Genomic DNA, 22,725 nt, shown 5'->3' on the forward strand with positions numbered 1-22,725 from the left:
TCCCGGCTTAGGAATGACCGCACATAGCAGTTTGAGGTATCTTTCTTTTAATTATAATAGCATCCGGCCTTTGCCGTATGCTGTCCTATCACTTTTATACATAGCAATTCTGATTCAGACATTATGCGCGGACTAAAAACTATCCTTCTCCTCACCGTCTCCAACATGTTTATGACCTTTGCCTGGTACGGGCACCTTAAATTCAAAGAGTACGAGTGGGGCAAAAACCTCGGATTGATCTCTATCATCTTCATCAGCTGGGGACTGGCCTTTTTCGAATATATGTTCCAGGTGCCGGCAAACCGCCTCGGCTTTAAGGACGATGGCGGGCCATTTACCCTGGTGCAGCTGAAAACCATACAGGAAGCTATTACGCTTACCTTGTTCATGGTATTCACTATCGTATTCTTCAAAACAGAAAAACTCGGCTGGAACCATTTGGTTGGTTTCGCGCTGATCGTATTGGCCGTGTTTGTGATATTTAAGAAATGGTGAGGGTGGAGAACTGCCCCACCGCATCATTGCGAGGTACGAAGCAATCTCTATGCTGGACAATCTACTGTGCAAGCGACTCTGCTTATCGGGAGATTGCTTCGTTCCTCGCAATGACGGTAGAGAGGATGTGCCACCCTAATTTCCATGCTCCCAATACATAATCTCGCTGGTTTTTCCGTAGAATATAATGATGAAAACATCTTCATCGGTATCAGGCGGTAGATACCCATAAACTATCCAATAGCCATCAGCATTGCCAACTGTATAAGGTCTTTCTGCTCTGATTTGTTTTTTGCCATATATGGGGAATAGTACCTCCTCGGCTGCAACTGCTGCGCTCGCCTCGTCTGTTATCACCGTTTTCGCAAATACCCGTTCAGGCAGTTTATGTCGTTTTACATAATAACTTATAGCGTTTCTCGATTTTTCGATCGAAAGGTGCATCGTCTGCCAGGTATTGTCACAACCGGCCAGTAGAAACAAACATGCGATAAGGAGGATTTTTTTCACAAACTAAATATAATGAAAAGTTTTATTCGGGTTATCTGTGAACTTTAAAATGGTAGAGCGGATATGCAGGAGAAAGCTTAACCACAACGTCATTGAGTAACGAAGCAATCTCTACGCAAGACAATCCACTATGCAAGCCGCTCTGCTTATCAGGAGATTGCTTCGTTCCTCGCAATGACGATATGAAAAAAAAAGGCGCAAAATATTGCGCCTCTACATGAATTATTTGTTCTTTAAACCTTTATAATCTACGCCGATATCGCATTGATAATATCGTACTGCGTAATAATTTCAATCTTTCCGTTATCATCCTCTACCAGCACGGCGATATTATCCTTGTTGATCATGCCCGAAATCTTATCAATCGAAGTATTCAAATCGATAAAAGGGAAGGGGGCTGTTGAAATGCTTTTTACCGGCTGCGATTTGATGCCGGGGTTTTCCATCAGCGAGGTGAGGATATCGCTTTCTGTAATCTTGCCTATCACCATACCTTTTTGGGTAACCGGTATCTGTGATATATTGAGCGACTTGATAGTGTTGATGGCCTCCAGTACGGTCTTCTCGCAGTCGATAGTAACAATATCCTGGCTTTCCTTTTTGCTAATGATATGGCGGGCGGTGAGTTTCTCTTCTTTGATGAAACCACGGTCGCGCAGCCAGTCGTCGTTATACATTTTGCCCAGGTAGCGGGTGCCATGGTCGGGGAATATCACCACTACCACATCGCCCTCTTTAAACATATCCTTCATCTGCAGCACGCCTGCAATAGCCGAGCCGGTTGAGTTACCGGCGAAAATGCCTTCCTTGCGGGCAATTTCGCGGGTCATGAGCGCGGCATCCATGTCGGTCACTTTCTCAAAATGATCTATCAGGCTAAAATCAACGTTGGCCGGCAAAAAGTCTTCGCCAATGCCTTCGGTGATGTATGGATATATCTCGTTTTTATCAAACTCGCCGGTTTCCTTGTATTTTTTGAATACCGAGCCGTAAGTATCTATACCGATGATTTTGACATCGGGGTTTTGCTCTTTAAGGTAACGTGCGGTACCCGATAGCGTGCCACCTGTACCAACGCCTGCTACTAAATGGGTTATTTTGCCTTCGGTTTGTGCCCATATTTCGGGGCCGGTTTGCTCATAATGGGCCTGCGAGTTGCTGAGGTTATCGTATTGGTTAGGCTTCCAGGAGTTGGGTACCTCGCGCTCCAGGCGCGACGATACGGAGTAGTAAGAACGCGGGTCTTCCGGCTCTACATTAGTTGGACATACAATTACTTCGGCACCAAAAGCACGAAGGGCATCGAATTTCTCTTTCGATTGCTTGTCGGTACTGGTGAAAATACACTTGTAACCTTTTATAACAGCAGCAATGGCCAGGCCCATGCCTGTATTGCCCGATGTGCCTTCGATGATGGTGCCGCCAGGTTTCAGTTTGCCGCTTTTCTCGGCATCCTCAATCATTTTAAGGGCCATACGGTCCTTTATAGAGTTGCCCGGGTTGGTGGTTTCAATTTTGGCCAAAACCGTGGCAGGGATGTCTTTTACTACTTTATTCAGCTTCACCAGTGGCGTATTGCCAATGGTTTCGAGGATGTTGTTATACCACATAATCTAAATATCTACCAGTCCTATATATAAAACAGGTTAGGCTTCAAAATTAGCTTTCTAAAATGATATTTTGGTTATGGAAAGGTAAATACATCTGTACTGTAGGAGGATGTGATTAATGGCTGGTGGATTTAGAAAAGCAATTGCCTTGGTTCTTCGGTTCCGGCAGCCCCGCTATCCACTCCAAGTCCTCCTTCGTCCGGGCTTTACGCTCCTATCGGGTTTAGGTTTGGTATGCCTGTGGGCATCACTTTATATCATATGAGTTTTGCAAGTTTAATATCTTTCTCTTTTGCCAACTCTGTCAATGATTTTTTATCGCGAATAGCTTCTTTGATATCCCTTTTATCTTCCATCATTTTTTTCATGAAAGTCGGAATACCATCCGGTATTTCTTTTTTACTTGAATTTGCCATGATGTTATATTGTTACACAAATATACAAAATAGACTATTTAGCGTTTAAACCTCGCTTACATATGCGCCTTTAGCAAAAAAAGGTTAAGCCTAAAAACTCGCTTTCTAAAATGATATTTTGGTTATGGAAAGGTAAATACATCTGCGTTCTAAGATGAGGATAGGGGCTCGAACATTATTCAACAAGCCGAGATCATAAAACCAGTTGTTATTTAAAATAGAAAAGCTCATTTTTATGCAGCCCTTGTTTTAGCCTTATCACCACCATAAACCTGTAAGTATTTTAAACCGAACGTTTATTGCCAGATAGGAATACAATAGCTTAAACAGGTGAGCGCTTTATATTTTTACGATAGAATGAACCTTAAACCCCTGCTTTACCTGGCATTAGTACTGCTGCTGATTGTACAAGGCTGTAGAAAGGATGCCGTAGTTATCCCGGATGCGAAGCCCGACCCTAAGCCGGATGTTACCACCCCGCCTAAAATTGTTCCATTTGCTGTTAACAACGTTTTGCAAAGCAATATGGTGATACAGCGCGACAAACCCTTTACCATATGGGGAATGGCTACCGCAGGCTATAAAGTAACGGTAAAGGTGAGCTGGAATGGAAACGATTTTGCAGGCACCGCCGATAAAGATGGCAACTGGGCCATCGCCATCCCTGCCGCATCGGCAAATAGCACTCCACAAACCATCACTTGTAAAACAGGTTCGGAGGATCCTGTGGTACTAGCCAATATTTTAATTGGCGATGTGTGGGTGTGTGCCGGTCAATCAAACATGGTGATGCCGGTTGATATGATTGCTCCATTCAATGGCGTTACCAATTACAAAAGCGAGATTGCGGCGGCCGATTACCCGCTGATCCGTGCCAGCACCGTACGCCAAAAGCTGGCATCGCTACCTTTAAGCGCTTTTGAATCGCCTGCGGGCTGGGATGCTTGTTCGCCGGCCACCGTAGGTAAATGGAGTGGCGTGGCCTATTTTTTTGCGCAAAAACTGTTCAACTCACTACAAGTGCCGATAGGAATTATTGTATCGGGCGTAAACGGCTCCTACTGCAGGGATTGGTCGGAGGGGGGAGACGAGTTTAACGGCATGATCAGCCCGTTAAACAGGCTTTCCATCAAAGGATTCATCTGGTACCAGGGCGAAAATGACTCGCATGTTACGCCGGCAAGCAGCTACACCAGCCTTAACAAAACCCTCATCAGCCAGTGGAGAGCCGGTTTTAAACAGGGTGCCTTGCCTTTTTATTATGTGCAGATGACACCTTTTGCCGAAGATTATTACCAAACCACACCTGAGGGCGGGAATCTGAAATCTGATTATTATGCGCGGTTTAGGGAAGCGCAGAGCAATGTGCGGCAAATGCCCAACAGCGGGATGGCTGTTACCATGGATGTAGGGGAGCCCGATAACCATCATCCGAAAAATAAAAAACCTGTAGGCGAACGGTTAGCGCTGTTAGCCTTAAAGAATACCTATGGGTTGCCGGTGGATTGTACGGGCCCGCAGTATTTATCATGGTCGCAAACGGGCGATAAGGTTACGGTTAACTTTATCAGCGGAACAGCAAACGGACTAAACACCCTGAATAATAACACGCTTAACCAACACTTTTATGTAGCGGGTGCCGACCATGTTTTCCGCCCCGTGGTTGCCGCAATCCAGGGAAAAACTATTGTATTGACTACCAGTGCAAAAGTTCAAGCCATCAGGTATGCTTTTACCAATGCGCCTGTAACCAACCTGCAAAATTCAGCAGGCCTCCCGGCAGAACCGTTCCGTACGGATAACTGGTAGTAAACCGCGCTGTAAGCTGACAAGTCCTCAAAGGAATGACTAAAGGTGCCCCTTAAGCAAATCCGGGAATACCCCGAATACGATCAGTGCTACCGCAATCACAACAGATAGCACCACCAGCTTTATCGACCACTTGTTCTCGCTCAGCAAAAGCTCGCTACGCTTCAGGAAAAGGTTGAGCGGTATTTTGATATAGTAGAACAAGGCCACCACGGTTGTTAACGCCCCGGTGCCTAGCATAGCCAGCAGCCATGGGTCCTTAGTTTGCTGGTAAACGCTGTAGGTGGCCGAAAACACGAAGAGCTTGCCCGTAAAACCAGCACTCACCGGGATGCCCGTTAAAGATACCAGCACTACCACAAAACAAACCGAGGCCAGCGGGTATTTAAAGCCCAGGCCCTTATAATCGCGCACATCGGTAATACCCTCGGCGTTCTCGAAGTAATTGGTCAGCGCCAGAGCGGCAATGATGCCGAGGCCGTATACAAACAGGTAATAGATAAGGGCAGATAAGCCATCGGGCGTAAAAGTTACCAATGCCATCAGCGCAAAGCCGGTATGCCCAATGCCCGAATAGGCCAGCATACGTTTTACATTGTTTTGCAGTACAGCGGCAAAGTTACCGGCTATCATGGTGGCGATGCCGATACCCGCCAGCACCAGCCGGAAATCGAAACCCTGCCAACCCTTATAAAAGGCAAACGGGGTTACGAAGTTTACCAGCAGTGCAAAAGCTGCAATTTTGGGCAGCGACGACAAGTAGGCCGTAACCGGTGTTGCCGCGCCCTCATATACATCGGGTACCCAAAAGTGCACGGGTACGAAGGACAATTTAAACCCGATACCCACCAAAACCAATACCAACGCAAAAGATACGCTAAGCGGGTTCACCTGCATCAGATGGGCAATCATGGGGCTGCCAACGGTTAAGTTTAGCGAACCCGTAAAAGCATAAACAAGCGATATGCCATAGAGCATCACTGCCGATGATGCCGCGCCGAAAAGCACGTATTTTAGCCCTGCCTCGGTGGTTGTCAGCCGTTCTGATTTATAGGCCACCAGCAGATACGACGCAATGGATACCATCTCTATAGCCAGGTAAATCGACAGCAGGTTTACCGCCATGATCATGAGGTGCAGACCTAACACCGAACCTACGACGATGGTATACATATCCGACAGGCCCTTCTTATGCGCCTTCAGTTTATTATCCCAGGTAAAGTATAGCAGCAGGATAAAGGTTAATACATCAATAACCATCTTGAAACTAACCGCCGGGCCATGCAGCGCCAGCATATTACCGAAAAGGTATTGCAGGCCGCTGCCCTTCATCAGCAGGAATTTCTGGTCGTAATCCATCACCAGCACCATCACCATGCCCATGCAGGCTATGGCACGGCATAGCCAGGTAGAGGTTTTGCCAAAGAACAAATCGGTAAGCAGCACCAAAATAAACAACACAGTTAAGTAAATCTCGGGCTTAAAGTAGGTTAAACTGCCTAAAACGTTACTTAACTGGTTGGGGATGTCGTGCGTTAGCTGCTGCATTTTTTATTATTGTACGAGTACGCTTTGGTTTTTGGGGTACTTCACCGTGTATTTTACGCGCAATTGTTTTACGGCCTGCGGCTCTAAAGTAAATGTCCACGATAGTTTGCCGGTGGCTTTGTCCATTTCGGCACCGCTGATGTCCTGGGTATCAACTTCGATAGCTGCATTTTGCGATACCGGCACCTGGTCTTCTATCAACAGGTTGATGGCTTGCGTTTTGCGGTTTTTGATGGAGATGCTCCAGTCGCGGGTTTCTTTTTTGCTCGAGCCGAATATGCCTTGCTTGTCGGCCAGTTGGGTTTGCATCAGGCGTTTCACCACGATGTTTTTATCCACGCCCAAAGATAAACTTAAGGTATCATTCGCAGCGCGGGTATCCAGCCTCGATTTACCGATAAACGTACCCTCGAAGAACAAATTAGCCTCTCCCGAAAGGAAGTTGTACTTGGTCCAGTCGGTAATGCGGGCGGTAAGGAATACATCGGTGCTTAGTTTCGGCGCGGCGTAGTATTGGTAAGTGGCGTTGGTGGTTACCTGGTCTATCTCTACGGCGTATTGCTTGCCGTCGTTGGGTATAGAGAAGGGGTTCTGGATATTGAACTCCATACTGGTTTGGTTCTCGGTGGTGTTAACTGCAACGCTTGTGGAATAGTACATAGGCTTTGCAACTCTCTTTACCCCTAAAGCGCCAGTCACCACCACTTCATTTAGGCTTTTGTCATCGTTTGTGTCATATTGAACGGGCGGCTGAATATTCAAATAATACGGCCTCAAATCCGGTTTCTGTCCGCTAACCGATGGGTCGCCGGTAGATAGCGTAAGTTTTACGTCTTTCCAATCCTCGCCGCATTGCTGCGACACGTTGGCTTTATAAGCGATAACCACCGGACTGCTTACATTTTTGGCGCGGATATCATACGTGGGCTGCCAACTGGCCTGCCCCACCACATAAGTAATGGTAAAAGTTGATTGCAAAGCTGCACCCGAAGATACGTTGACCAAAATATTGCTGCTGGCGATGCCGCGGGTGTTTATCAATTGGTTTACCTGGCTGTCGTACTTCCTTAATTGCACGTTCAGTTGCGCAATTTCTGCATTGATGGCCAGTTCCTTCTTTTTTATTTCGGTGAGACGGGCAGTCTGGAAATCGAGCGCGGCCCGTAGTTTGATGATATCCAGTCCGGCGGTTTGGCCGTTGCTTACCTGGTTTTTGGTGAGCATATTGGCTTCCTCCTGGTTAATGTTTAGCAGGGCTGTTTGCAGGGATATTTTATCGCGCAGGGTTTGCTGCATGGCTTGCAGTTCTTCCAGTTTTTTGGTTTTCAGTTGCTCGCCCAGGTAATTCAGTTCGTGCTTTACCGATAGGATGGTGAAATCGCCGGTTGCGCGCACCTGGATGCTGGCCGGGTCCAACTCTGGCGAAAGGTTTTCGAACGATAGGGTGGAGGTACCCGGCACCACGCTCGCAATAGCCGTACGCGTAACCTGTGCTCCGCTGAGGAACACGGTAACCTTTTCTACTTTGGTGGGTACCTTCTGGCCGTCATCGGCACGAAGGGTTTGGATGGATATTAACAGGCAGGTAACAAGCAATAGCTTCTTCATAATTTATTTTATTTACCTGTAAGATGCGTTTGCCTGTTGGTTTCCATAAGTCTGCAACAATTATTTTATGCCGATGAATTGCACCAGCGCCAACACCGAATCGTTTATTTTATCGAACACCAGCGACGGCATCAAACCTAAACCTAAAGCGATGAGTGCCAGCGGCAACAGCGTAAGGGTTTCGCGCAGGCTGATATCCGTGAGGGCAATCTTCCATATTTCTCCCCCTTTCAGGCTCAACTTGCCGAAGAACATGCGTTGCAGGGTCCACAAGAAGTAAGCGGCGCTCAGCAAAATACCTACCGAACCGCAAACCGCCATCCAATAAGGCAAGAGGCCATTGGTGGAATGCGATTTAAATGCACCAGCCAGTGAGAACGCCTCGGCCACGAAAGCCGAGAAGCCTGGCAAGCCTAATGAGGCAAAGAAGGCCACCATGACGTAAGCTGTATAACGTGGCATCAATGAGCCGAGGCCGCGGAAATGGTAGATGTCGCGGTCGTGCACGCGGTTGTAGATAACGCCCACCAAAAAGAACAGCATGGTGGATAGGAAGCCGTGGCTCACCATCTGCATCATGGCACCGCTGATACCCTCCGCCGTGTTGGAGGCAATGCCCAGCAGCACGAAACCCATATGCGATACGGATGAATAGGCGATAAGCCGTTTTAAATCGCGCTGGGCAAGGGCGTTGAACGCGCCGTATAATATCGAGATAACGCCGAGTAAGCCAATCCAGAAGGCACCGCTAAGAGCAACATCCGGGAAAATGCCCAGGCAGATGCGGATAATACCGTAACCGCCGATTTTTAGCAGGATGCCCGCCAGGATGATGGATACCGGCGTTGGCGCTTCTACGTGTGCATCGGGCAGCCAGGTATGCAGCGGCACTACAGGCACTTTGATAGCAAAGGCGATAAACAATACCACGAAACCCACCGAGCGCGCAGGCATGCCTAATATGGTGCTGTGCGCTAAGGTAGAGAACACCGAACCATTGATATAATTGGTCGGGTTCATCATCTGGATGATGTTGAAGGTATGGTTACCCGTTGCCGGGTCCTTTACCGATAGGTATAGACCTACCATCACCAGCAGCATAAATACCGAGCCGAAGAGTGTGTAGAGGAAAAACTTGATGGCCGCATATTCGCGCCGGGCGCCGCCCCACATGCCGATGAGGAAGTACAGGGGCAGCAACATCAGTTCGTAAAAGGTGTAGAACAGGAAGAAGTCCAGCGCGCAGAACACGCCGACTACCGCCATATCCAGCAGTAAAAACAGCGCAAAGAAGCCTTTGAGGTTACTTTTTATCTCCCAGGAAGCAACGGCAGCTACGACCATTACGAGGCAAGTCATCACCATGAGGGTGATGGAGATACCATCAATCCCCACGAAATATTCTATCTGCATTTTGCCTGCCGCACCCAAATCCAGGTGTATCCAGGGGACTTTCTGCACGAATTGGAACTGCTCTTCGTGACTGATGCCGGCGAATGGCGCACCCGTCTTAAAATTCAGGTACATCCAAATGCTCAGCCCCAACTGTACCAGCGTGGCCAAAAGGGTAATATATTTAAAGCTGGCCCGCATGGATGAGGGCAGCAGCAGGATGATGAATCCGAACAGTACAGGTGTGAATATCAGCAGGGTTAATATGTTCATCAGGCCCAAATCAGTTTAATAATAAAAACAGCAATTACGGCAAGCAGCATGCTGTACAAATAGTATTGCACCTTGCCGCCATGGAAACGGCGCGCAAAGTTGCCGATGTATTGCACCGTCTCTGCGGCGAGCCACAGCACGCCATCCACAATATATTTATCGCACCAGGCAGCAGCTTTGGCTATGCAGAGGTTAATGCGCTCCAGCAGGGTAATAAATCCGTCGATAACGTTGCGGTCAAACCAGTAGGCTGCGCCGCTCAGCCAAATTACGAACTTTACGATTACGCGCCTATAAAAACGGTCTATATACCATTCGTTGAAAGAGATGCGGTAGAGGAGGCCGGTTTCGGCGATTATCCTGCCTTCGCGTTTTGCATAAAGCAGGTAAGCACGATAGATTACCAGCAAACTCACTACGGTCACCAAAACGGGAATTATCAAATGATAATTACTTGCAGCCTCATGCTTTAGCGCGAAAGCATGATATAACCAAGAGTTTTCGTACGAAATGGGATTAAACGAAAATAGCGGGAACAAACAGCAAAGCGCCAAAAATACCAGCGGTAGTTTGTATGCCCAATGCCCGTCGCCGATGTGGATTTGCAGCGATGGGAAGGTTTTGAGCAAGCTCAGCTCGCCGAAAAACACTTTAAAGATGAGCCTGGCCACGTAGAAAGCCGTAAGCCAACTGGTGAGCAATGCCATTATCGGGATGATATTCAACAGGATGTTTTTGCCCTCCGACCATTCGAAGGCTTGGATGAGGATACCGTCTTTAGAAAGGAAGCCCGACGTAAGCGGGAAGCCGACCAAAGCTAAACCGGCTATTACCGCAGCAATAAAAGTTAGCGGCAGTTTTTTGCGGAGGCCACCCATGTGGCGGATGTCCTGCGGGTCGATATCGAGGTGGTTATCTTCCTTGATGTGTTTGATCTGGTGGATAACTATACCCGCCACCAAAAAAAGCAGGCATTTGAAAAAGGCATGCGTTACCAAATGGAACAGCGAGGAGGAATACGCCCCAACGCCCATCGCCATGACCATGTAGCCCAATTGGGATATGGTGGAGTACGCCAAAATGCGTTTCAAATCGTTTTGCGTGAGGGCAATGGTAGCAGCCATAAACGCAGTGAAACAACCGACGGCGGCCAATATGGTGAGTTCTTCGGGACTAAAAAACGGGTAAACCCTGCCTAACAGGAAGACGCCTGCCGCTACCATGGTAGCCGCATGTATCAATGCCGAAACCGACGTTGGGCCTTCCATTGCATCGGGTAGCCAGGTATGTAAAGGGAACTGCGCCGATTTTGCGGCGACTGCTAAGAGGATACCGCCGAATGCGATGTAGTGCCAGATGGCGGGAAGCGATGTGCCTTTTTCATAATCATGTAGCGGAACTGCGTTCCAAAACCCCTCGAATATTACAGATTGGGAAACCCGCCCATGCTCACCAAATAAAAGGTCAATATCGAAAGTACCGAATTGTGTAAACAGGATAATAATGGCAGATAGCAAGCCGATATCGCCTATCCTGTTCATGATAAAGGCTTTTTTGTTGGCTTGTACGGCGCTATCCCTATCGTACCAGAAACCTATGAGCAGGTAGCTGGAGAAACCCACCAGCTCCCAAAAAGCGTAGAAGGTGATGAGGCTATCCACCACCACCAGCGCCAGCATACTGAAACAGAAGAAGCTGAGATAACGAAAGTAACGGCTGTAGCCCGTATCATCCTTCATGTAGGCGGTAGAATAAATATGTACCGGCAAGGCTATCAGCGATACCAGCACCAGCATCAGCACCGAAAGGTTATTGAGCAATATGCCTATTTGCACCTTGGTTGCACCAATAGTAAACCAAACCTGCTGCATATGGATGGTATGGCTATCCCAAACCCTAAAGAATACATTAAGCGACAACACCGCGCTGCCCAATATAGCCAGCGTAGACACCCAGCCCGAAGCCTTACTTTTGCCCAGCACCAAAAAGTTAACCACAAAGGCAGCAAATGGCAACACCACGGCTATAATAGCCAGGGTTACGGTTTGCGCGTCGGTATGGAGGGTGGTTGGGTTCAATTTTTACTTTTTGGTTGTGATGATTAAAACAGGTTTAACGCCTTTTTTTACCCGCTCGCCATTGTTAAAGTTTACGCTCTTTATTTTTTTATTATCCAAATTGAACAACACTTTGGTCCGCAGAACCTGGTTGCTGCTTACTCTCTTGCCGTTGAGTATATAAATTACTTTTGTATCATCGCCCAATTCGTCAATATAAATTTGATACCCCGGCGACCAACCTGCTAACTTGTCTTCATAAACTTTTATGGCAGCGGTTTTTGTGAGGATGCTAACAACCCCGTTTCTGGCCCTACCCTGGAATTGGCCGAATGCTTTTTCCCGTTTTATCGAATCTATTAAAAACACCGTACTTGTATCAATTTCATTTAGTTTCTTCTCTGATAATTCTCCGTCTACAATAATCAGCCGCTCATTAGCCAAAGCTGGGTCATTCAGCAACGCATTCCTTATCGAATCCGGTTTCCTATCGTGCTTGGTTACAATAAGTATTGCCCCGTCTGCCGCTTGGTCGCCGTACACTTTTTTAGCTACAGGCCCTTTTAGCACTGCAGTCTCTGCAATGCTATTGGGATCGATGCTCTCTATACTGCCCTTAAAGATTACACCGTCAATTACGATCAGCGGATGCTTTTTTGGTACGTTTACCTGCGCATCAGCCTTAATGGCAAGCATCAGCAAAACAAACACAGCAAACAAATTCAACCTTCTCATTTTTAATTTTTTAACTGGTTGATTTTACCAACAGCAAAATGTAATACCACTGCTATGACAGCAAGGGCAACGGTTTGCGCGTCGGTATGGGGGGTGTTTGGGTTCAATTTTTATTTGTCTTTGAAGCTTTTATTTTACCGTGTCCATCGTACTCTATGCAATCTCCTACTATTGTGTCATTAACAAAATTGCATTCGGATTCTTTAGACCCATTATCATAATACGTTGTTAACAAGCCATCCATCATCCCGTTTTTTATGCTTCCTGTAGAATATAGTTTCCCCTCAAAAGTATGGCTAACGAAACTGCCGGTAAACAATGTTTTATCCTGCTTATACCATAAGCCGTCAATAAACAATAAGTCCGTTGATAATTCAACAGGCTGTTTCAATGTATAATAAACCAGCCCCAATATTACCAAGCCAAGTGCTATTAAAGAAGAGAACAATTTCAAATAGTAATTCCTCATCCCCCTAATCCTTTAACTGGTTAATTTTATCAGCATCGATGGTTTTATACCGGCGGTACACGTTCAGGATGATGGCCAAAGCTACCGCAGTTGTAGCCGCTTCCAGCACAATGGCGAACAGGGCAAACATTTGCCCGCCGTTGTTGATACGGTCGTACCGGCCGAAGGCTACCAGATTGAGGTTGGCTGCATTCAGCATCAGTTCGATGCCAATCAATATCTGTATGGCGTTCTTTTTTGATACGATGATGAACAAACCGATGCAAAACAGCCCCGCACTCACCAGCATAAAGTGCTGCAAGCCAATCATGGGTTGCCCTCCTTGCGCGACAAATGCGCCGAACCCACCAGGGCAATCATCAGCAAAATACTGATGGCCTCGAATGGCAGCAGGTACCTCGTCATTAAATTGATACCGATGTTGTTGATGCCCGATTGGTTCACCGGGATAATATTGCCCGTATCTTTTGCTGTTTTTACCCAGGCAAGGTTAGCGATATCGGCCTTGAATACCACGTTTACCATCACCACCAAAAACAATGCGGCGAGTACAAAGGCGGCCAGAGTATTCAGGCTGATGAAACGGTTCTGATGCTGCTCCACAGCGGCCAGCGATTCTTTGCCCGATAGCATAAAGGCAAACAGTATCAGCACCAAAATGCCGCCCACGTATATCACAATCTGAGTGACGGCCACAAAATCGGCAACGGCCAATACGTAAAGGCCCGCCAACCCAAACAGCGTTACGAAGAACATGAATATGCTGCGCACCAGATTCTTGCTTGCCGCTACCACCAGGGCCGAACCTAACGTTACAAAAGCCATTACGTAAAAGAGTACTTGTACTAAGCTCATGCGGTGCCCTCCTTTGCCTTCATGGCAGCTAATTTGGCGGCTTGTTTTTCGGCCTGCTGCTTTTCCAACAAAGCGCGTTTTTCAGCAGCCAGCTCCGGCGACATATCCGAGAATTCGTAGTTCAAATCCTTCAGTTCAAAAACCGTGCGGTCGTATTGGTTGGTCATTATGATGCATTCCGTTGGGCAGACAATGGTACATAGCCCGCAGTACATGCACTTGGCCATATCGATATCGAATTTGGCGGCGTAAAGTAGTTTTTTGGAACCATCGCTGGTTTCCCCGATGGAGCCTTCTGTAGATTTTATCGATTCGATGTCAATGCAATCCACCGGACAAATCTTGGCGCACAGGTCGCACACAATGCAATCGTCAATCTCTACATCCAGCTGGTAGCGGCCCACCTCGGGCGTTGGCAATTGCTGCGCGGGATATTGGATGGTATTGGTATCGTTTTGGCGGCTAAAGTAGTTATTGTCCTTAATAGGCACTACCTCGCGTTTGTGGTTTCCCACAAAAAGATGCTTCAGGGTGAGGGTGAGGCCCCGCCATGCCGTTACGAAACTATTTAGAACCTTATTAATCAATATCTTTAGTTTAATGTCGAATAATGAACGCTAAATATCGAATTTCGAAGTTTACTGCTTCTTACTTCATTATTCGAAATTCAATATTCGGTGTTCGATATTTTTTTTTATACCCTCACGATATCTGCCCCTAGCGCTTTTAAGCGGGCATCGATATTTTGATAGCCGCGCTCAATTTGCTCGATATTGTAGATGGTGGATTTGCCTTGCGCGGATAGCGCAGCGATCAGCAGGGATACCCCGGCACGTATATCCGGCGAGGTCATGGAGATGCCGCGCAACTGTATTTGCTTATCCAGGCCGATAACGGTAGCGCGGTGCGGATCGCAAAGGATGATATTGGCGCCCATATCCAGCAGCTTATCCACAAAGAACAAGCGGCTCTCGAACATTTTCTGGTGGATAAGCACCGAACCTTTTGCCTGTGTAGCTACCACCAGTACAATGCTGAGCAAATCGGGCGTGAAGCCCGGCCAGGGTGCATCGGCAACGGTAAGCAGCGAACCATCAATAAAAGTATCGATCTCGTAATGATCTTGCGAAGGGATGTAGATATCATCGCCGCGAAGTTCCATTTGTATGCCCAGGCGTTTGAAAACATCGGGTATCATGCCCAGCTCGGCATATTTAACATCCTTGATAGTAATTTCGGAACCTGTCATGGCGGCAAGGCCAATGAACGAGCCAATCTCAATCATATCCGGCAGCATGGTATGCTCGGTACCGCCAAGGCTTTCAACACCTTCTATCGTTAATAAGTTGGATGCGATGCCGCTGATTTTGGCACCCATGCGGTTAAGCATTTTGCAAAGCTGCTGCAGGTATGGCTCGCAGGCGGCGTTGTAGATGGTGGTAGTACCTTTTGATAATACAGCCGCCATCACAATATTGGCCGTACCGGTTACCGATGCTTCATCAAGCAGGATGTAGGTGCCGCGCAGGTTGGATGCATCTACGTTATAAAAACCGGTTTCGGGGTTGTAATCAAAGCGTGCGCCCAGTTTCTCGAAGCCGAGGAAGTGAGTATCCAGCCTGCGGCGGCCGATTTTATCGCCGCCCGGTTTGGGGATAGATGCCTTGCCGAAACGTGCCAGCAGCGGGCCCAGTATCATGATAGAGCCGCGTAAGCCGCCGCCCTTGGTTTTGAATGCTTCTGAATTGAAGAAATCCTGGTCAATCTCCTTGGCCTCGAAAGTGCAAACCGAACGCGAGATGCGGTTTACCTCTACGCCCATATCGCCAAGCAGTTCTATTAGTCTATTAACATCCTGTATATCGGGGATATTATTGATGGTCATTTTTTCGCCGGTAAGCAACACAGCGGAAATGATCTGCAGGGCTTCGTTTTTTGCGCCCTGCGGGATAATCTCGCCCTTAAGTTTCTTGCCACCTTGTATCTCGAATGCGTTTCTCATTTGGTTGACGGTTTATATTTCGTGCCGATGTTTACAGCTGATCGTTCATAAATCATGGCAGGAAGTGCAATGGTTTTAAAGCAACAAAGATTATAAAATTATCCAATAAATAAATTCAACAAGCACAAACAATCAAACCCTAAAAAGTTTTCCCAATGACCCAATGACCCAATGACCCAATGACCCAATGACCCAATGACAAATTAATACTTCTTAGCCCCGCCGGTATTACGGTTGCGGTTTTGGTTGTTGTTATTATTATTGTTGTTGCGGTTTTGGTTGTTATTGTTGTTGGTGCGCCCGCCGCCGCCGCCATTGCTGCGGTTTTGGTTGTTGTTATTGTTTTGGTTATTGGTGCGCCCGCCGCGGTTGTTGTTGTTGCTTTGGTTGTTGTATGGGTTGGTGCGGAACTCTACCCGGTTAAGGTTTACGTTCTCTTCCAGCTTCAGTTCGCCGCCCGATAGGTGCAACAGATCCGATATGATTAAATCATCTGCAACTGAGTCTTTATTCCATTGTACGTAAGCCATTTTCATGAAGTTGGCAATAGCCTGTACCATGTGGCGTTTGCGATCCGGCTCCTCGATGCTTTTGGCTTTCTCGATCATCATTTCGATGGTTTTGCCGTAATGCTTGTAGCGGATGCGCTGGTGCGGGTATTTAAGTGGCTCGGGTTTAAGGTGTATCGCCTCCGGACTAGGCTTTGGGTAAGGCGAATCAACATCCAGCTGAAAATCGGAGATGATGTGCAGGTGATCCCAAAGCTTGTGCTTAAAATCGGCCACATCGCGCAGGTGCGGGTTTAAAAAGCCCATCAGGTCGATAACTACCTGGGCGTATTTATTGCGTTCTTCTTTAGTGGGCAGCGCAACAATGTATTTCACCATGTTTTGAACGTTGCGGCCGTATTCGGTAAGTAAAAGTTTGTTCCTGGTAGAGTTATAATCAAACTCGCCAGGCAAAGTGGTTAATGCCATGTAAATATTTTTTAATTGAATAAAATCGTTTGAAAGAATTTCCTGGTGCATGGACAGTTTCAGAGGGCAGAAACTGGAGCAACAGAATGAATGTGTACGAAGTACGATTGCAAAGATAGAGATTTTGTGTTGCTGTGCAAATTGAAAGATTACAGACGAATTGAGTGAACACGAATTTTTTCTAATTGAATCGAATTTCACGAATTTTTAAAAAAAGGAGTTAACGCTTTGATTTAGCTACCTATTGCACATCCACGATTAGTGTGAATCCTCCCTAATTCGTGAAATTCGTGTTCACTCATTTTAAATAGTGTTTGATGCCCATTCGCCTATATGTTTTGTGAAAATCCTCCCTAATTCGTGAAATTCGTGTTCACTCAATTTTTGTTTTATTTTCGCTTTAACGCATTCACTTATATGAGCAAACAACAGGTTACTATCACCTCCGTAGATATATTTCGTTTCAGCATCCCCATGGAACCTTTTACCATTGCCACCGGTACGATGGATCATGCCGCCAATACTTTTATTCGCATACATACCGATGCCGGTTTTTATGGGGTGGGGGAGTGCTCGGCCTTCCCGATGATCGTAGGCGAAACGCAGGACACCTGCCTGGTAATGGCCAAAGATTTTGCCAAATTATGGAAGGGACACGATGCGCTGGATATCCCCGCGCGTATGCAGCAATTGCACGATGCTACCGCCGGCAACGGCACCATTAAAAGCGCATTTGATATGGCCCTTTATGATATCGCCGCTAAAAATGCTGGACTGCCATTATACCAATTTTTGGGAGGAGAAAAGCGCGTGGTAGAGAGCGATATCACCATCGGTATCGGCACACCCGAAGTGATGGCTAAGAAAGCCATCGACTTTAAATCATCCGGCGCTACCATATTAAAAGTAAAGCTGGGTAAGGGCGCTGTTATTGATGTGGAGCGTATCAAACAAATACGCGAAGCGGTTGGCCCCGAAATGAAAATACGCATAGATGCTAACCAGGGCTGGAGTTTTGACGAAGCAGTATTTGCCCTGCAGGCTTTGGGCCAATACGACATCGAATTTTGCGAACAACCCATGCGCACCTGGTACGACGATAAACTGCCCGAACTTATGGGCCTATCCCCAGTCAAAATCATGGCCGACGAAAGCGTGTACATCCACCACGATGCCCGCAAGCAAATTGAAAGCGGCAGTTGCCATTACGTAAACATCAAAATGGCTAAAGCCGGGGGTATTACCGAAGCGAAGAAGATCCACGATACCTGCTCCGAACGCGGCATCCCCTGTATGATGGGCGGCATGCTCGAAAGTCGCATAGCCCTCAGCAGCAAGCTGCACTTTGTTTACGCCAGTCCTAATATCCAATTCTACGATATGGATACCTGCAAACTCGGCCATCTGATAGATCCATGCATTGGCGGCGCGCAATACGATGGCTATCATTTAGATATCAGCGATGCGCCTGGTATAGGGGCGGATGCGGATGAGGTGTTTTTGGCGGGGTGTGAGAAGTGGACCGTTGATTTTAATGATTAAATGATGTCGCTGATGATTGTCTGAACCATGATGTCGCTGATGATTGTCTGAACCATGATGTCGCTGATGATTGTCTGAACCATGATGCGCTTGATTATAGGATGACCTGATTTTGGAAATCAAGAAAATCCCCTAATCTTATAAATCATGGTTCAGAAAATAATGATTGGAATCAACGCAATCATTTAATCATTAAAACGGCGAAGTCCTCTTGAGTGCCGAATAAAAGAAATTAACCTACGAAAAATCAGCGGTCAGTTCCGCAAAGTACTTATGAAACAACGGTATCGTCTCTATCCCTTTGTAATAATTAAAGATATCATACTTCTCGTTCGGCGAGTGCAGGGCATCGCTATCCAGGCCGAAGCCCATCAGTACGGTTTTTAAACCCAACTCAGCTTCGAATAGAGCTACGATGGGGATGCTGCCGCCGCCGCGGGTTGGGATGGGCTGCTTGCCGAATGCTTCGGCTATAGCCTTCTGTGCTGCCTTGTAGGCAATGCTATCGGTAGGGGTAACCACCGGCTCGCCACCATGGTGCGGCGTAACTTTTACTTTAACGTACTTCGGTGCGATCTTCAGGAAATGATCGGTAAATAGCTGCGTAATCTTTTCGCTGGTTTGGTTAGGCACCAAACGCATCGAGATCTTTGCGCTGGCTTTTGATGGCAACACGGTTTTTGCGCCTTCGCCTATATAACCACCCCAAATGCCGTTTACCTCCAGTGTAGGACGGGTGCCGGTGCGCTCGAAAGTGGTGTAGCCTTTCTCGCCCCAGGTTTCGGCTATGTCTAAATCCTTTTTGTATTCTTCCTCGTCGTAAGGTGCGGCATTCAGTTCGGCACGTTCTGATTCTGTTAATTCCAGCACATCAGCATAAAAACCGGGGATGGCGATATGGTTATCCTCATCGTGCAGGGAGGCGATCATTTTTGCCAATACGGTCGCCGGGTTGGCTACCGCACCACCATACACGCCCGAATGCAAATCACGGTTAGGGCCGGTTACTTCTACTTCCAGGTATGATAAGCCACGTAAGCCGGTCTCTAAAGACGGGTGCTCCATACTGATCATCGAGGTGTCGGAAATCAGCACCACATCTGCCTTCAGGCGTTCTTTGTTTGCTTTTACAAAGATGCCCAGGTTATTGGAGCCTACTTCTTCCTCGCCCTCTATCATGAATTTGATATTGCAGGGAAGGGTATCGGTCTGCATCATCAGCTCAAAGGCTTTTACGTGCATATAAAACTGGCCCTTATCGTCGCAGGCACCGCGGGCGTAAATCTTGCCATCGCGGATGGTGGGCTCGAATGGCGGGGTGAGCCAAAGTTCCAATGGATCTGCCGGTTGTACATCGTAGTGTCCGTAAACCAGCACGGTTGGCAAGCCGCCATCAATTATCTTTTCGCCGTACACAATAGGGTAGCCTGCGGTTTGGCAAACCTCTACCTTATCTGCACCCGCATCAGTCAATTTTTTGGCCACGTAATCGGCAGCGTTCAAAACATCGGCTTTGTATTTTGGGTCGGCGCTAACAGATGGGAAGCGCAGCAGTTCGAACAGTTCGTCCAGCAAACGCTGTTTATGAGTTTCTATATATTGCTTTATTGCCTGCATGGTAAATGTATTTGAGGCAAATATAGTGTTGTTGGGAGAATTTTTGGCAGAGCAGTAAAGAACAAACTGAGCCCGCTCGTATCCGTCCCATAAATGGGACTGCAATGAAGGTGCAATGCTGTGAGGATGCTATACGCGCGACAACTTCATTGCCGTCGACTTCAGTCGACGGGCGGCTTGCACTGCTTACATCCGTCCCTTAAAAGGGACGGCAATGAAGGTGGGGAAACTACAAATCTTCTCGATTCCACCTTCATTGCCGTCGGTTTTAACTGGTCGAAACAATACTTACGCTTTCTCTACCACCACCGCAGTACCATAGGCCAAAACCTCGGTAATGCCCTGCATCACCTCGTTGGCATCGTAGCGCATGTTGATGATGGCATTGGCACCCAATGCGCGGGCATGCTGTATCAATAGTTGGTAAGCTTCTTCGCGGGCGTTTTCGCAAAGCTCTACGTAAACCGAAAGCCTGCCGCCAAACAGCGACTGTATGCCACCGGCAAAGTTGCCCACAACGCTACGGCTGCGCACGGTAATGCCGCGCACTACGCCCAGGTGTTTGGTTACTTTATAACCTTCTAAAGTGTTGCTGGTGGTAATTAGTGAAGTATCCATAAGGTGTTTAGTGTTTTTATTAATTAGACACTACTTCTTCAAAAATGTTACCAAAGTAGGGTTTACAATTTCGGGTTGCTCTAAAAAGGGTAGGTGCCCTGCATCATCAACCGGCAAAAACTCGGTTTTTACCAGTTTGTTTACCGAATCGGCAAAGGTAAATGGTACGGTTTTATCATCCTTGCCCCAAATCAGCATCACCGGTTTGTTTTTGCTGTTGAGTGCGGCGTAACTTTCCTGCGGATTAAAATCGTAGTTGTATTGTGTAGATATCAGTGCATGGCGGAAACCTCTGTACTCCATTTGGGGCACATATTGGTCTACCCATGTGGGGTGTTTATCGGGGTATTTAAAGTCCTCCATCTGGCCAAGTGCCCGCTTGTCGGCACCGAACAGTTCTTTTACGGTAGTAATATAAGGCGAGAAATCGGGGTGACCGAAATTGTAAACCGGGTCTACCAGTACCACTTTGTTCACCCAATCCGGGTATGCACAGGCAAAATCTGTGGCCACGGCTCCGCCGAACGACACGCCCACCAGGCTCACGGGCATCTTAACCTCCAGTTTGGTTAACAAATCTTTCAACTGGTCCATATAAAGCTGTTTATTGTACACGGTGTCGGGCCTGTCAGAGTAACCCCGGCCAAATTCATCGTAGCGCAGCACACGGAAACCGTGTTCGGTCAGGTACTCGTAGGTGCCGTTCCAGATGTAGTAAGGCACGCTGAAGCCATGTATCATGACGACTACTTTGCCGGAGTCGGGCCCGTCGAGTTCATAATGGGTAATGCCGCCGCTCAGTTCCAGGTAGCTGCCGTTGGTATTTTTGCGGAGGTTGTAAGTAATTTCTTTTGTTTCTTTGTTTTTGGTAAAATACAGGATGGCGACAGCCGCCGCCCCGAATATGATAAGTACGAGCAGAAATGTAATAGTACGTTTAAGAAACTTCATTTTGGTGAGGGAATAATGAATTTTGAATTAAGAAATAAAAGTAACCCAAATATTTATTTTTGCAATAAAAGGATATTAACACTCATGCGCATCACCATCATCGGCTCGGGCAATGTGGCCACTCACTTGGCAGCAGCATTTAAAAATGCGGGGCACCGCGTGGTGCAGGTTTATAGTCCAAACATACATAATGCGGCATTGCTGGCTTATCATGTTGGCGCTGATGGTATTGGCAGCCTCAAAGATATTAATGTTGAAACAGATATTATAGTGGTTGCCATAAAAGACGATGCCATAAAAGAAATTATTCCGTCTTTGTTGCCATATGGTAAGTTGGTGGTGCATACTTCAGGCGCGGTAGGTTTACAGGCACTTACAGATCATACCGCCAACGCAGGCGTATTTTATCCGCTGCAAACCTTTAGCAAAACCAAGGAGCTTAACTTTGGGGATGTGCCCATGTGCATTGAAGGTGCCGATGAAACCATAACCAAACAGCTGGAAGAGTTGGCCCGTACCATCAGCAATAATGTTTACCGGGTAAATTCTGCACAGCGCAAAATATTGCATCTTTCTGCCGTGTTTGCCTGTAATTTCACCAACCACCTGTATGCGGTTGCCGAAGGCTTGCTGAAGGAGCACGATATGCCATTTGATATGCTGCGCCCGCTCATATTGGAAACTGCTGATAAAATAAAGGCGCATTCGCCCGCCACCGTACAAACCGGCCCGGCAGCGCGTAAAGACGAGCAAACGATGCAGGCACACCTGAACATGTTGGAGGGGAGGGAAGATTTACAGCAAATTTACCTCTTGCTCAGTCAGGATATTATCAAAAACAGCAACGTACCTCACGGGGATAAGTAATTTTGTTACTTTTGCCAATAATGAATATTTTTAATATAACGATCAACTTTGAAGAGGCCGACCACGATACCATCGTTTTGCCTATTGCCGAAGGGGAATCTGTTTTAGACGTTTGCCTGGAAAACGGCATTGATTTACAGCACAACTGCGGCGGCGTTTGCGGTTGCAGCACCTGCCATGTGTATGTTAATAAAGGGATGGACCACATTCAGGAGATCTCTGACAAGGAAGAGGACTTTATTGACAGGGCCGTAAACCCGCGCATTACATCGCGCCTGGGCTGCCAGTGCGTAATTATTGACGGCGACATAGAGGTTACCCTGCCCGATCAGTCGGGCTTTATGGGGCATTAATTATTAATAAGACTAATACTT

General features: G+C 47.2%; 22 protein-coding genes. 5 read left to right on the plus strand and 17 right to left on the minus strand.

Features of this window, described 5'->3' with window-relative positions; genetic code table 11:
* Positions 1 to 123: 123 nt before the first annotated feature.
* A complete protein-coding gene (locus E2R66_RS24325; protein WP_133235824.1) occupies positions 124 to 495 on the plus strand; it encodes a DMT family protein in 372 nt (123 codons plus the stop codon).
* A 135-nt stretch (positions 496 to 630) separates the two neighbouring features.
* Here E2R66_RS24325 and E2R66_RS24330 read toward each other — a convergent pair whose 3' ends face one another.
* The 3 genes from E2R66_RS24330 to E2R66_RS28555 form a co-directional block, all read right to left on the minus strand.
* Positions 631 to 939, minus strand: coding sequence for an NTF2 fold immunity protein (locus E2R66_RS24330; RefSeq protein WP_133235826.1), 309 nt, complete (start codon positions 937 to 939; stop codon positions 631 to 633).
* Positions 940 to 1,253: 314 nt separating this feature from the next.
* The gene (locus tag E2R66_RS24335) at positions 1,254 to 2,615 is read right to left on the minus strand and encodes a pyridoxal-phosphate dependent enzyme (RefSeq protein ID WP_133235828.1); all 1,362 of its coding nucleotides are present in this window, start codon (positions 2,613 to 2,615) and stop codon (positions 1,254 to 1,256) included.
* A 257-nt stretch (positions 2,616 to 2,872) separates the two neighbouring features.
* Positions 2,873 to 3,031, minus strand: a complete 159-nt coding sequence (locus tag E2R66_RS28555) for a hypothetical protein (protein WP_158288500.1) — start codon at positions 3,029 to 3,031, stop codon at positions 2,873 to 2,875.
* A gap of 357 nt (positions 3,032 to 3,388) precedes the next feature.
* On the opposite strand from E2R66_RS28555, the gene E2R66_RS24340 reads away from it, so the two are divergent.
* Positions 3,389 to 4,840, plus strand: a complete 1,452-nt coding sequence (locus E2R66_RS24340) for a sialate O-acetylesterase (RefSeq protein WP_133235830.1) — start codon at positions 3,389 to 3,391, stop codon at positions 4,838 to 4,840.
* A gap of 39 nt (positions 4,841 to 4,879) precedes the next feature.
* On the opposite strand, the gene E2R66_RS24345 is transcribed toward E2R66_RS24340, so the two are convergent.
* The 11 genes from E2R66_RS24345 to E2R66_RS24395 all read right to left on the minus strand — a co-directional run bounded on the left by E2R66_RS24345 (position 4,880) and on the right by E2R66_RS24395 (position 16,756).
* Positions 4,880 to 6,388 carry an NADH-quinone oxidoreductase subunit N gene (locus E2R66_RS24345; protein ID WP_133235832.1) on the minus strand — a complete coding sequence of 503 codons (1,509 nt, stop codon included), beginning with the start codon at positions 6,386 to 6,388 and terminating at the stop codon, positions 4,880 to 4,882.
* Between the two features lie 6 nt (positions 6,389 to 6,394).
* The gene (locus tag E2R66_RS24350; RefSeq protein ID WP_133235834.1) at positions 6,395 to 7,996 is read right to left on the minus strand and encodes a DUF4139 domain-containing protein; all 1,602 of its coding nucleotides are present in this window, start codon (positions 7,994 to 7,996) and stop codon (positions 6,395 to 6,397) included.
* Positions 7,997 to 8,056: 60 nt separating this feature from the next.
* Entirely contained in the window at positions 8,057 to 9,661 is a 1,605-nt protein-coding gene (locus tag E2R66_RS24355; protein WP_133235836.1) for a complex I subunit 4 family protein, read from the minus strand.
* Positions 9,661 to 11,739: an NADH-quinone oxidoreductase subunit L gene (gene nuoL / locus E2R66_RS24360; RefSeq protein ID WP_133235838.1), complete on the minus strand. Its 2,079-nt coding sequence runs from the start codon at positions 11,737 to 11,739 to the stop codon at positions 9,661 to 9,663. The genes E2R66_RS24355 and nuoL overlap by 1 nt, the downstream gene beginning before the upstream one ends.
* 3 nt (positions 11,740 to 11,742) lie before the next feature.
* The gene (locus E2R66_RS24365) at positions 11,743 to 12,453 is read right to left on the minus strand and encodes a hypothetical protein (RefSeq protein ID WP_133235840.1); all 711 of its coding nucleotides are present in this window, start codon (positions 12,451 to 12,453) and stop codon (positions 11,743 to 11,745) included.
* A gap of 103 nt (positions 12,454 to 12,556) precedes the next feature.
* On the minus strand, positions 12,557 to 12,922 hold the full coding sequence (locus tag E2R66_RS24370) for a toxin-antitoxin system YwqK family antitoxin (RefSeq protein WP_133235842.1): 366 nt from the start codon (positions 12,920 to 12,922) through the stop codon (positions 12,557 to 12,559).
* 4 nt (positions 12,923 to 12,926) lie between these two features.
* Entirely contained in the window at positions 12,927 to 13,232 is a 306-nt protein-coding gene (gene nuoK, locus E2R66_RS24375; protein WP_133235844.1) for an NADH-quinone oxidoreductase subunit NuoK, read from the minus strand.
* Complete coding sequence (locus E2R66_RS24380) at positions 13,229 to 13,777, minus strand: NADH-quinone oxidoreductase subunit J family protein (RefSeq protein ID WP_133235846.1); 549 nt, start codon at positions 13,775 to 13,777, stop codon at positions 13,229 to 13,231. Before E2R66_RS24380 ends, nuoK begins: the two co-directional genes overlap by 4 nt.
* Positions 13,774 to 14,364: a 4Fe-4S dicluster domain-containing protein gene (locus E2R66_RS24385; RefSeq protein WP_133235848.1), complete on the minus strand. Its 591-nt coding sequence runs from the start codon at positions 14,362 to 14,364 to the stop codon at positions 13,774 to 13,776. Before E2R66_RS24385 ends, E2R66_RS24380 begins: the two co-directional genes overlap by 4 nt.
* Positions 14,365 to 14,471: 107 nt before the next feature.
* Positions 14,472 to 15,779 (minus strand): UDP-N-acetylglucosamine 1-carboxyvinyltransferase, encoded by a 1,308-nt coding sequence (gene murA, locus E2R66_RS24390; protein WP_133235850.1) that lies wholly within the window; start codon positions 15,777 to 15,779, stop codon positions 14,472 to 14,474.
* 203 nt (positions 15,780 to 15,982) lie between these two features.
* The gene (locus E2R66_RS24395; RefSeq protein WP_133235852.1) at positions 15,983 to 16,756 is read right to left on the minus strand and encodes a DUF4290 domain-containing protein; all 774 of its coding nucleotides are present in this window, start codon (positions 16,754 to 16,756) and stop codon (positions 15,983 to 15,985) included.
* A gap of 417 nt (positions 16,757 to 17,173) precedes the next feature.
* On the opposite strand from E2R66_RS24395, the gene E2R66_RS24400 reads away from it, so the two are divergent.
* Positions 17,174 to 18,298, plus strand: a complete 1,125-nt coding sequence (locus E2R66_RS24400) for a mandelate racemase/muconate lactonizing enzyme family protein (RefSeq protein ID WP_133235854.1) — start codon at positions 17,174 to 17,176, stop codon at positions 18,296 to 18,298.
* Between the two features lie 237 nt (positions 18,299 to 18,535).
* Here the strand turns inward: E2R66_RS24400 and E2R66_RS24405 are convergent, their stop codons facing one another.
* The 3 genes from E2R66_RS24405 to E2R66_RS24415 form a co-directional block, all read right to left on the minus strand.
* Positions 18,536 to 19,915 carry a dipeptidase gene (locus tag E2R66_RS24405; protein WP_133235856.1) on the minus strand — a complete coding sequence of 460 codons (1,380 nt, stop codon included), beginning with the start codon at positions 19,913 to 19,915 and terminating at the stop codon, positions 18,536 to 18,538.
* Positions 19,916 to 20,203: 288 nt separating this feature from the next.
* Positions 20,204 to 20,533, minus strand: coding sequence for a YbjQ family protein (locus E2R66_RS24410; RefSeq protein ID WP_133235858.1), 330 nt, complete (start codon positions 20,531 to 20,533; stop codon positions 20,204 to 20,206).
* A 30-nt stretch (positions 20,534 to 20,563) separates the two neighbouring features.
* The gene (locus E2R66_RS24415) at positions 20,564 to 21,484 is read right to left on the minus strand and encodes an alpha/beta fold hydrolase (RefSeq protein ID WP_133235860.1); all 921 of its coding nucleotides are present in this window, start codon (positions 21,482 to 21,484) and stop codon (positions 20,564 to 20,566) included.
* 84 nt (positions 21,485 to 21,568) lie between these two features.
* Here E2R66_RS24415 and E2R66_RS24420 point away from each other — a divergent pair, with 84 nt between their 5' ends.
* Positions 21,569 to 22,351 (plus strand): Rossmann-like and DUF2520 domain-containing protein, encoded by a 783-nt coding sequence (locus E2R66_RS24420; RefSeq protein WP_133235862.1) that lies wholly within the window; start codon positions 21,569 to 21,571, stop codon positions 22,349 to 22,351.
* 20 nt (positions 22,352 to 22,371) lie between these two features.
* Positions 22,372 to 22,704 (plus strand): 2Fe-2S iron-sulfur cluster-binding protein, encoded by a 333-nt coding sequence (locus E2R66_RS24425; protein WP_133235864.1) that lies wholly within the window; start codon positions 22,372 to 22,374, stop codon positions 22,702 to 22,704.
* Positions 22,705 to 22,725: the final 21 nt, after the last annotated feature.

The sequence above is a fragment of the Mucilaginibacter psychrotolerans genome, assembly GCF_004519315.1.
GTDB classification, from domain to species: Bacteria; Bacteroidota; Bacteroidia; order Sphingobacteriales; family Sphingobacteriaceae; genus Mucilaginibacter; species Mucilaginibacter psychrotolerans.

What these genes read in the sequence shown, in the direction of transcription:
- E2R66_RS24325 (WP_133235824.1), top strand. Translation starts at nt 124, where the DNA reads ATGCGCGGACTAAAAACTATCCTTCTCCTCACCGTCTCCAACATGTTT.
- E2R66_RS24330 (WP_133235826.1), bottom strand. Translation starts at nt 939, where the DNA reads ATGCACCTTTCGATCGAAAAATCGAGAAACGCTATAAGTTATTATGTA.
- E2R66_RS24335 (WP_133235828.1), bottom strand. Translation starts at nt 2,615, where the DNA reads ATGTGGTATAACAACATCCTCGAAACCATTGGCAATACGCCACTGGTG.
- E2R66_RS28555 (WP_158288500.1), bottom strand. Translation starts at nt 3,031, where the DNA reads ATGGCAAATTCAAGTAAAAAAGAAATACCGGATGGTATTCCGACTTTC.
- E2R66_RS24340 (WP_133235830.1), top strand. Translation starts at nt 3,389, where the DNA reads ATGAACCTTAAACCCCTGCTTTACCTGGCATTAGTACTGCTGCTGATT.
- E2R66_RS24345 (WP_133235832.1), bottom strand. Translation starts at nt 6,388, where the DNA reads ATGCAGCAGCTAACGCACGACATCCCCAACCAGTTAAGTAACGTTTTA.
- E2R66_RS24350 (WP_133235834.1), bottom strand. Translation starts at nt 7,996, where the DNA reads ATGAAGAAGCTATTGCTTGTTACCTGCCTGTTAATATCCATCCAAACC.
- E2R66_RS24355 (WP_133235836.1), bottom strand. Translation starts at nt 9,661, where the DNA reads ATGAACATATTAACCCTGCTGATATTCACACCTGTACTGTTCGGATTC.
- E2R66_RS24365 (WP_133235840.1), bottom strand. Translation starts at nt 12,453, where the DNA reads ATGAGAAGGTTGAATTTGTTTGCTGTGTTTGTTTTGCTGATGCTTGCC.
- E2R66_RS24370 (WP_133235842.1), bottom strand. Translation starts at nt 12,922, where the DNA reads ATGAGGAATTACTATTTGAAATTGTTCTCTTCTTTAATAGCACTTGGC.
- nuoK (WP_133235844.1), bottom strand. Translation starts at nt 13,232, where the DNA reads ATGATTGGCTTGCAGCACTTTATGCTGGTGAGTGCGGGGCTGTTTTGC.
- E2R66_RS24380 (WP_133235846.1), bottom strand. Translation starts at nt 13,777, where the DNA reads ATGAGCTTAGTACAAGTACTCTTTTACGTAATGGCTTTTGTAACGTTA.
- murA (WP_133235850.1), bottom strand. Translation starts at nt 15,779, where the DNA reads ATGAGAAACGCATTCGAGATACAAGGTGGCAAGAAACTTAAGGGCGAG.
- E2R66_RS24395 (WP_133235852.1), bottom strand. Translation starts at nt 16,756, where the DNA reads ATGGCATTAACCACTTTGCCTGGCGAGTTTGATTATAACTCTACCAGG.
- E2R66_RS24400 (WP_133235854.1), top strand. Translation starts at nt 17,174, where the DNA reads ATGAGCAAACAACAGGTTACTATCACCTCCGTAGATATATTTCGTTTC.
- E2R66_RS24405 (WP_133235856.1), bottom strand. Translation starts at nt 19,915, where the DNA reads ATGCAGGCAATAAAGCAATATATAGAAACTCATAAACAGCGTTTGCTG.
- E2R66_RS24410 (WP_133235858.1), bottom strand. Translation starts at nt 20,533, where the DNA reads ATGGATACTTCACTAATTACCACCAGCAACACTTTAGAAGGTTATAAA.
- E2R66_RS24415 (WP_133235860.1), bottom strand. Translation starts at nt 21,484, where the DNA reads ATGAAGTTTCTTAAACGTACTATTACATTTCTGCTCGTACTTATCATA.
- E2R66_RS24420 (WP_133235862.1), top strand. Translation starts at nt 21,569, where the DNA reads ATGCGCATCACCATCATCGGCTCGGGCAATGTGGCCACTCACTTGGCA.
- E2R66_RS24425 (WP_133235864.1), top strand. Translation starts at nt 22,372, where the DNA reads ATGAATATTTTTAATATAACGATCAACTTTGAAGAGGCCGACCACGAT.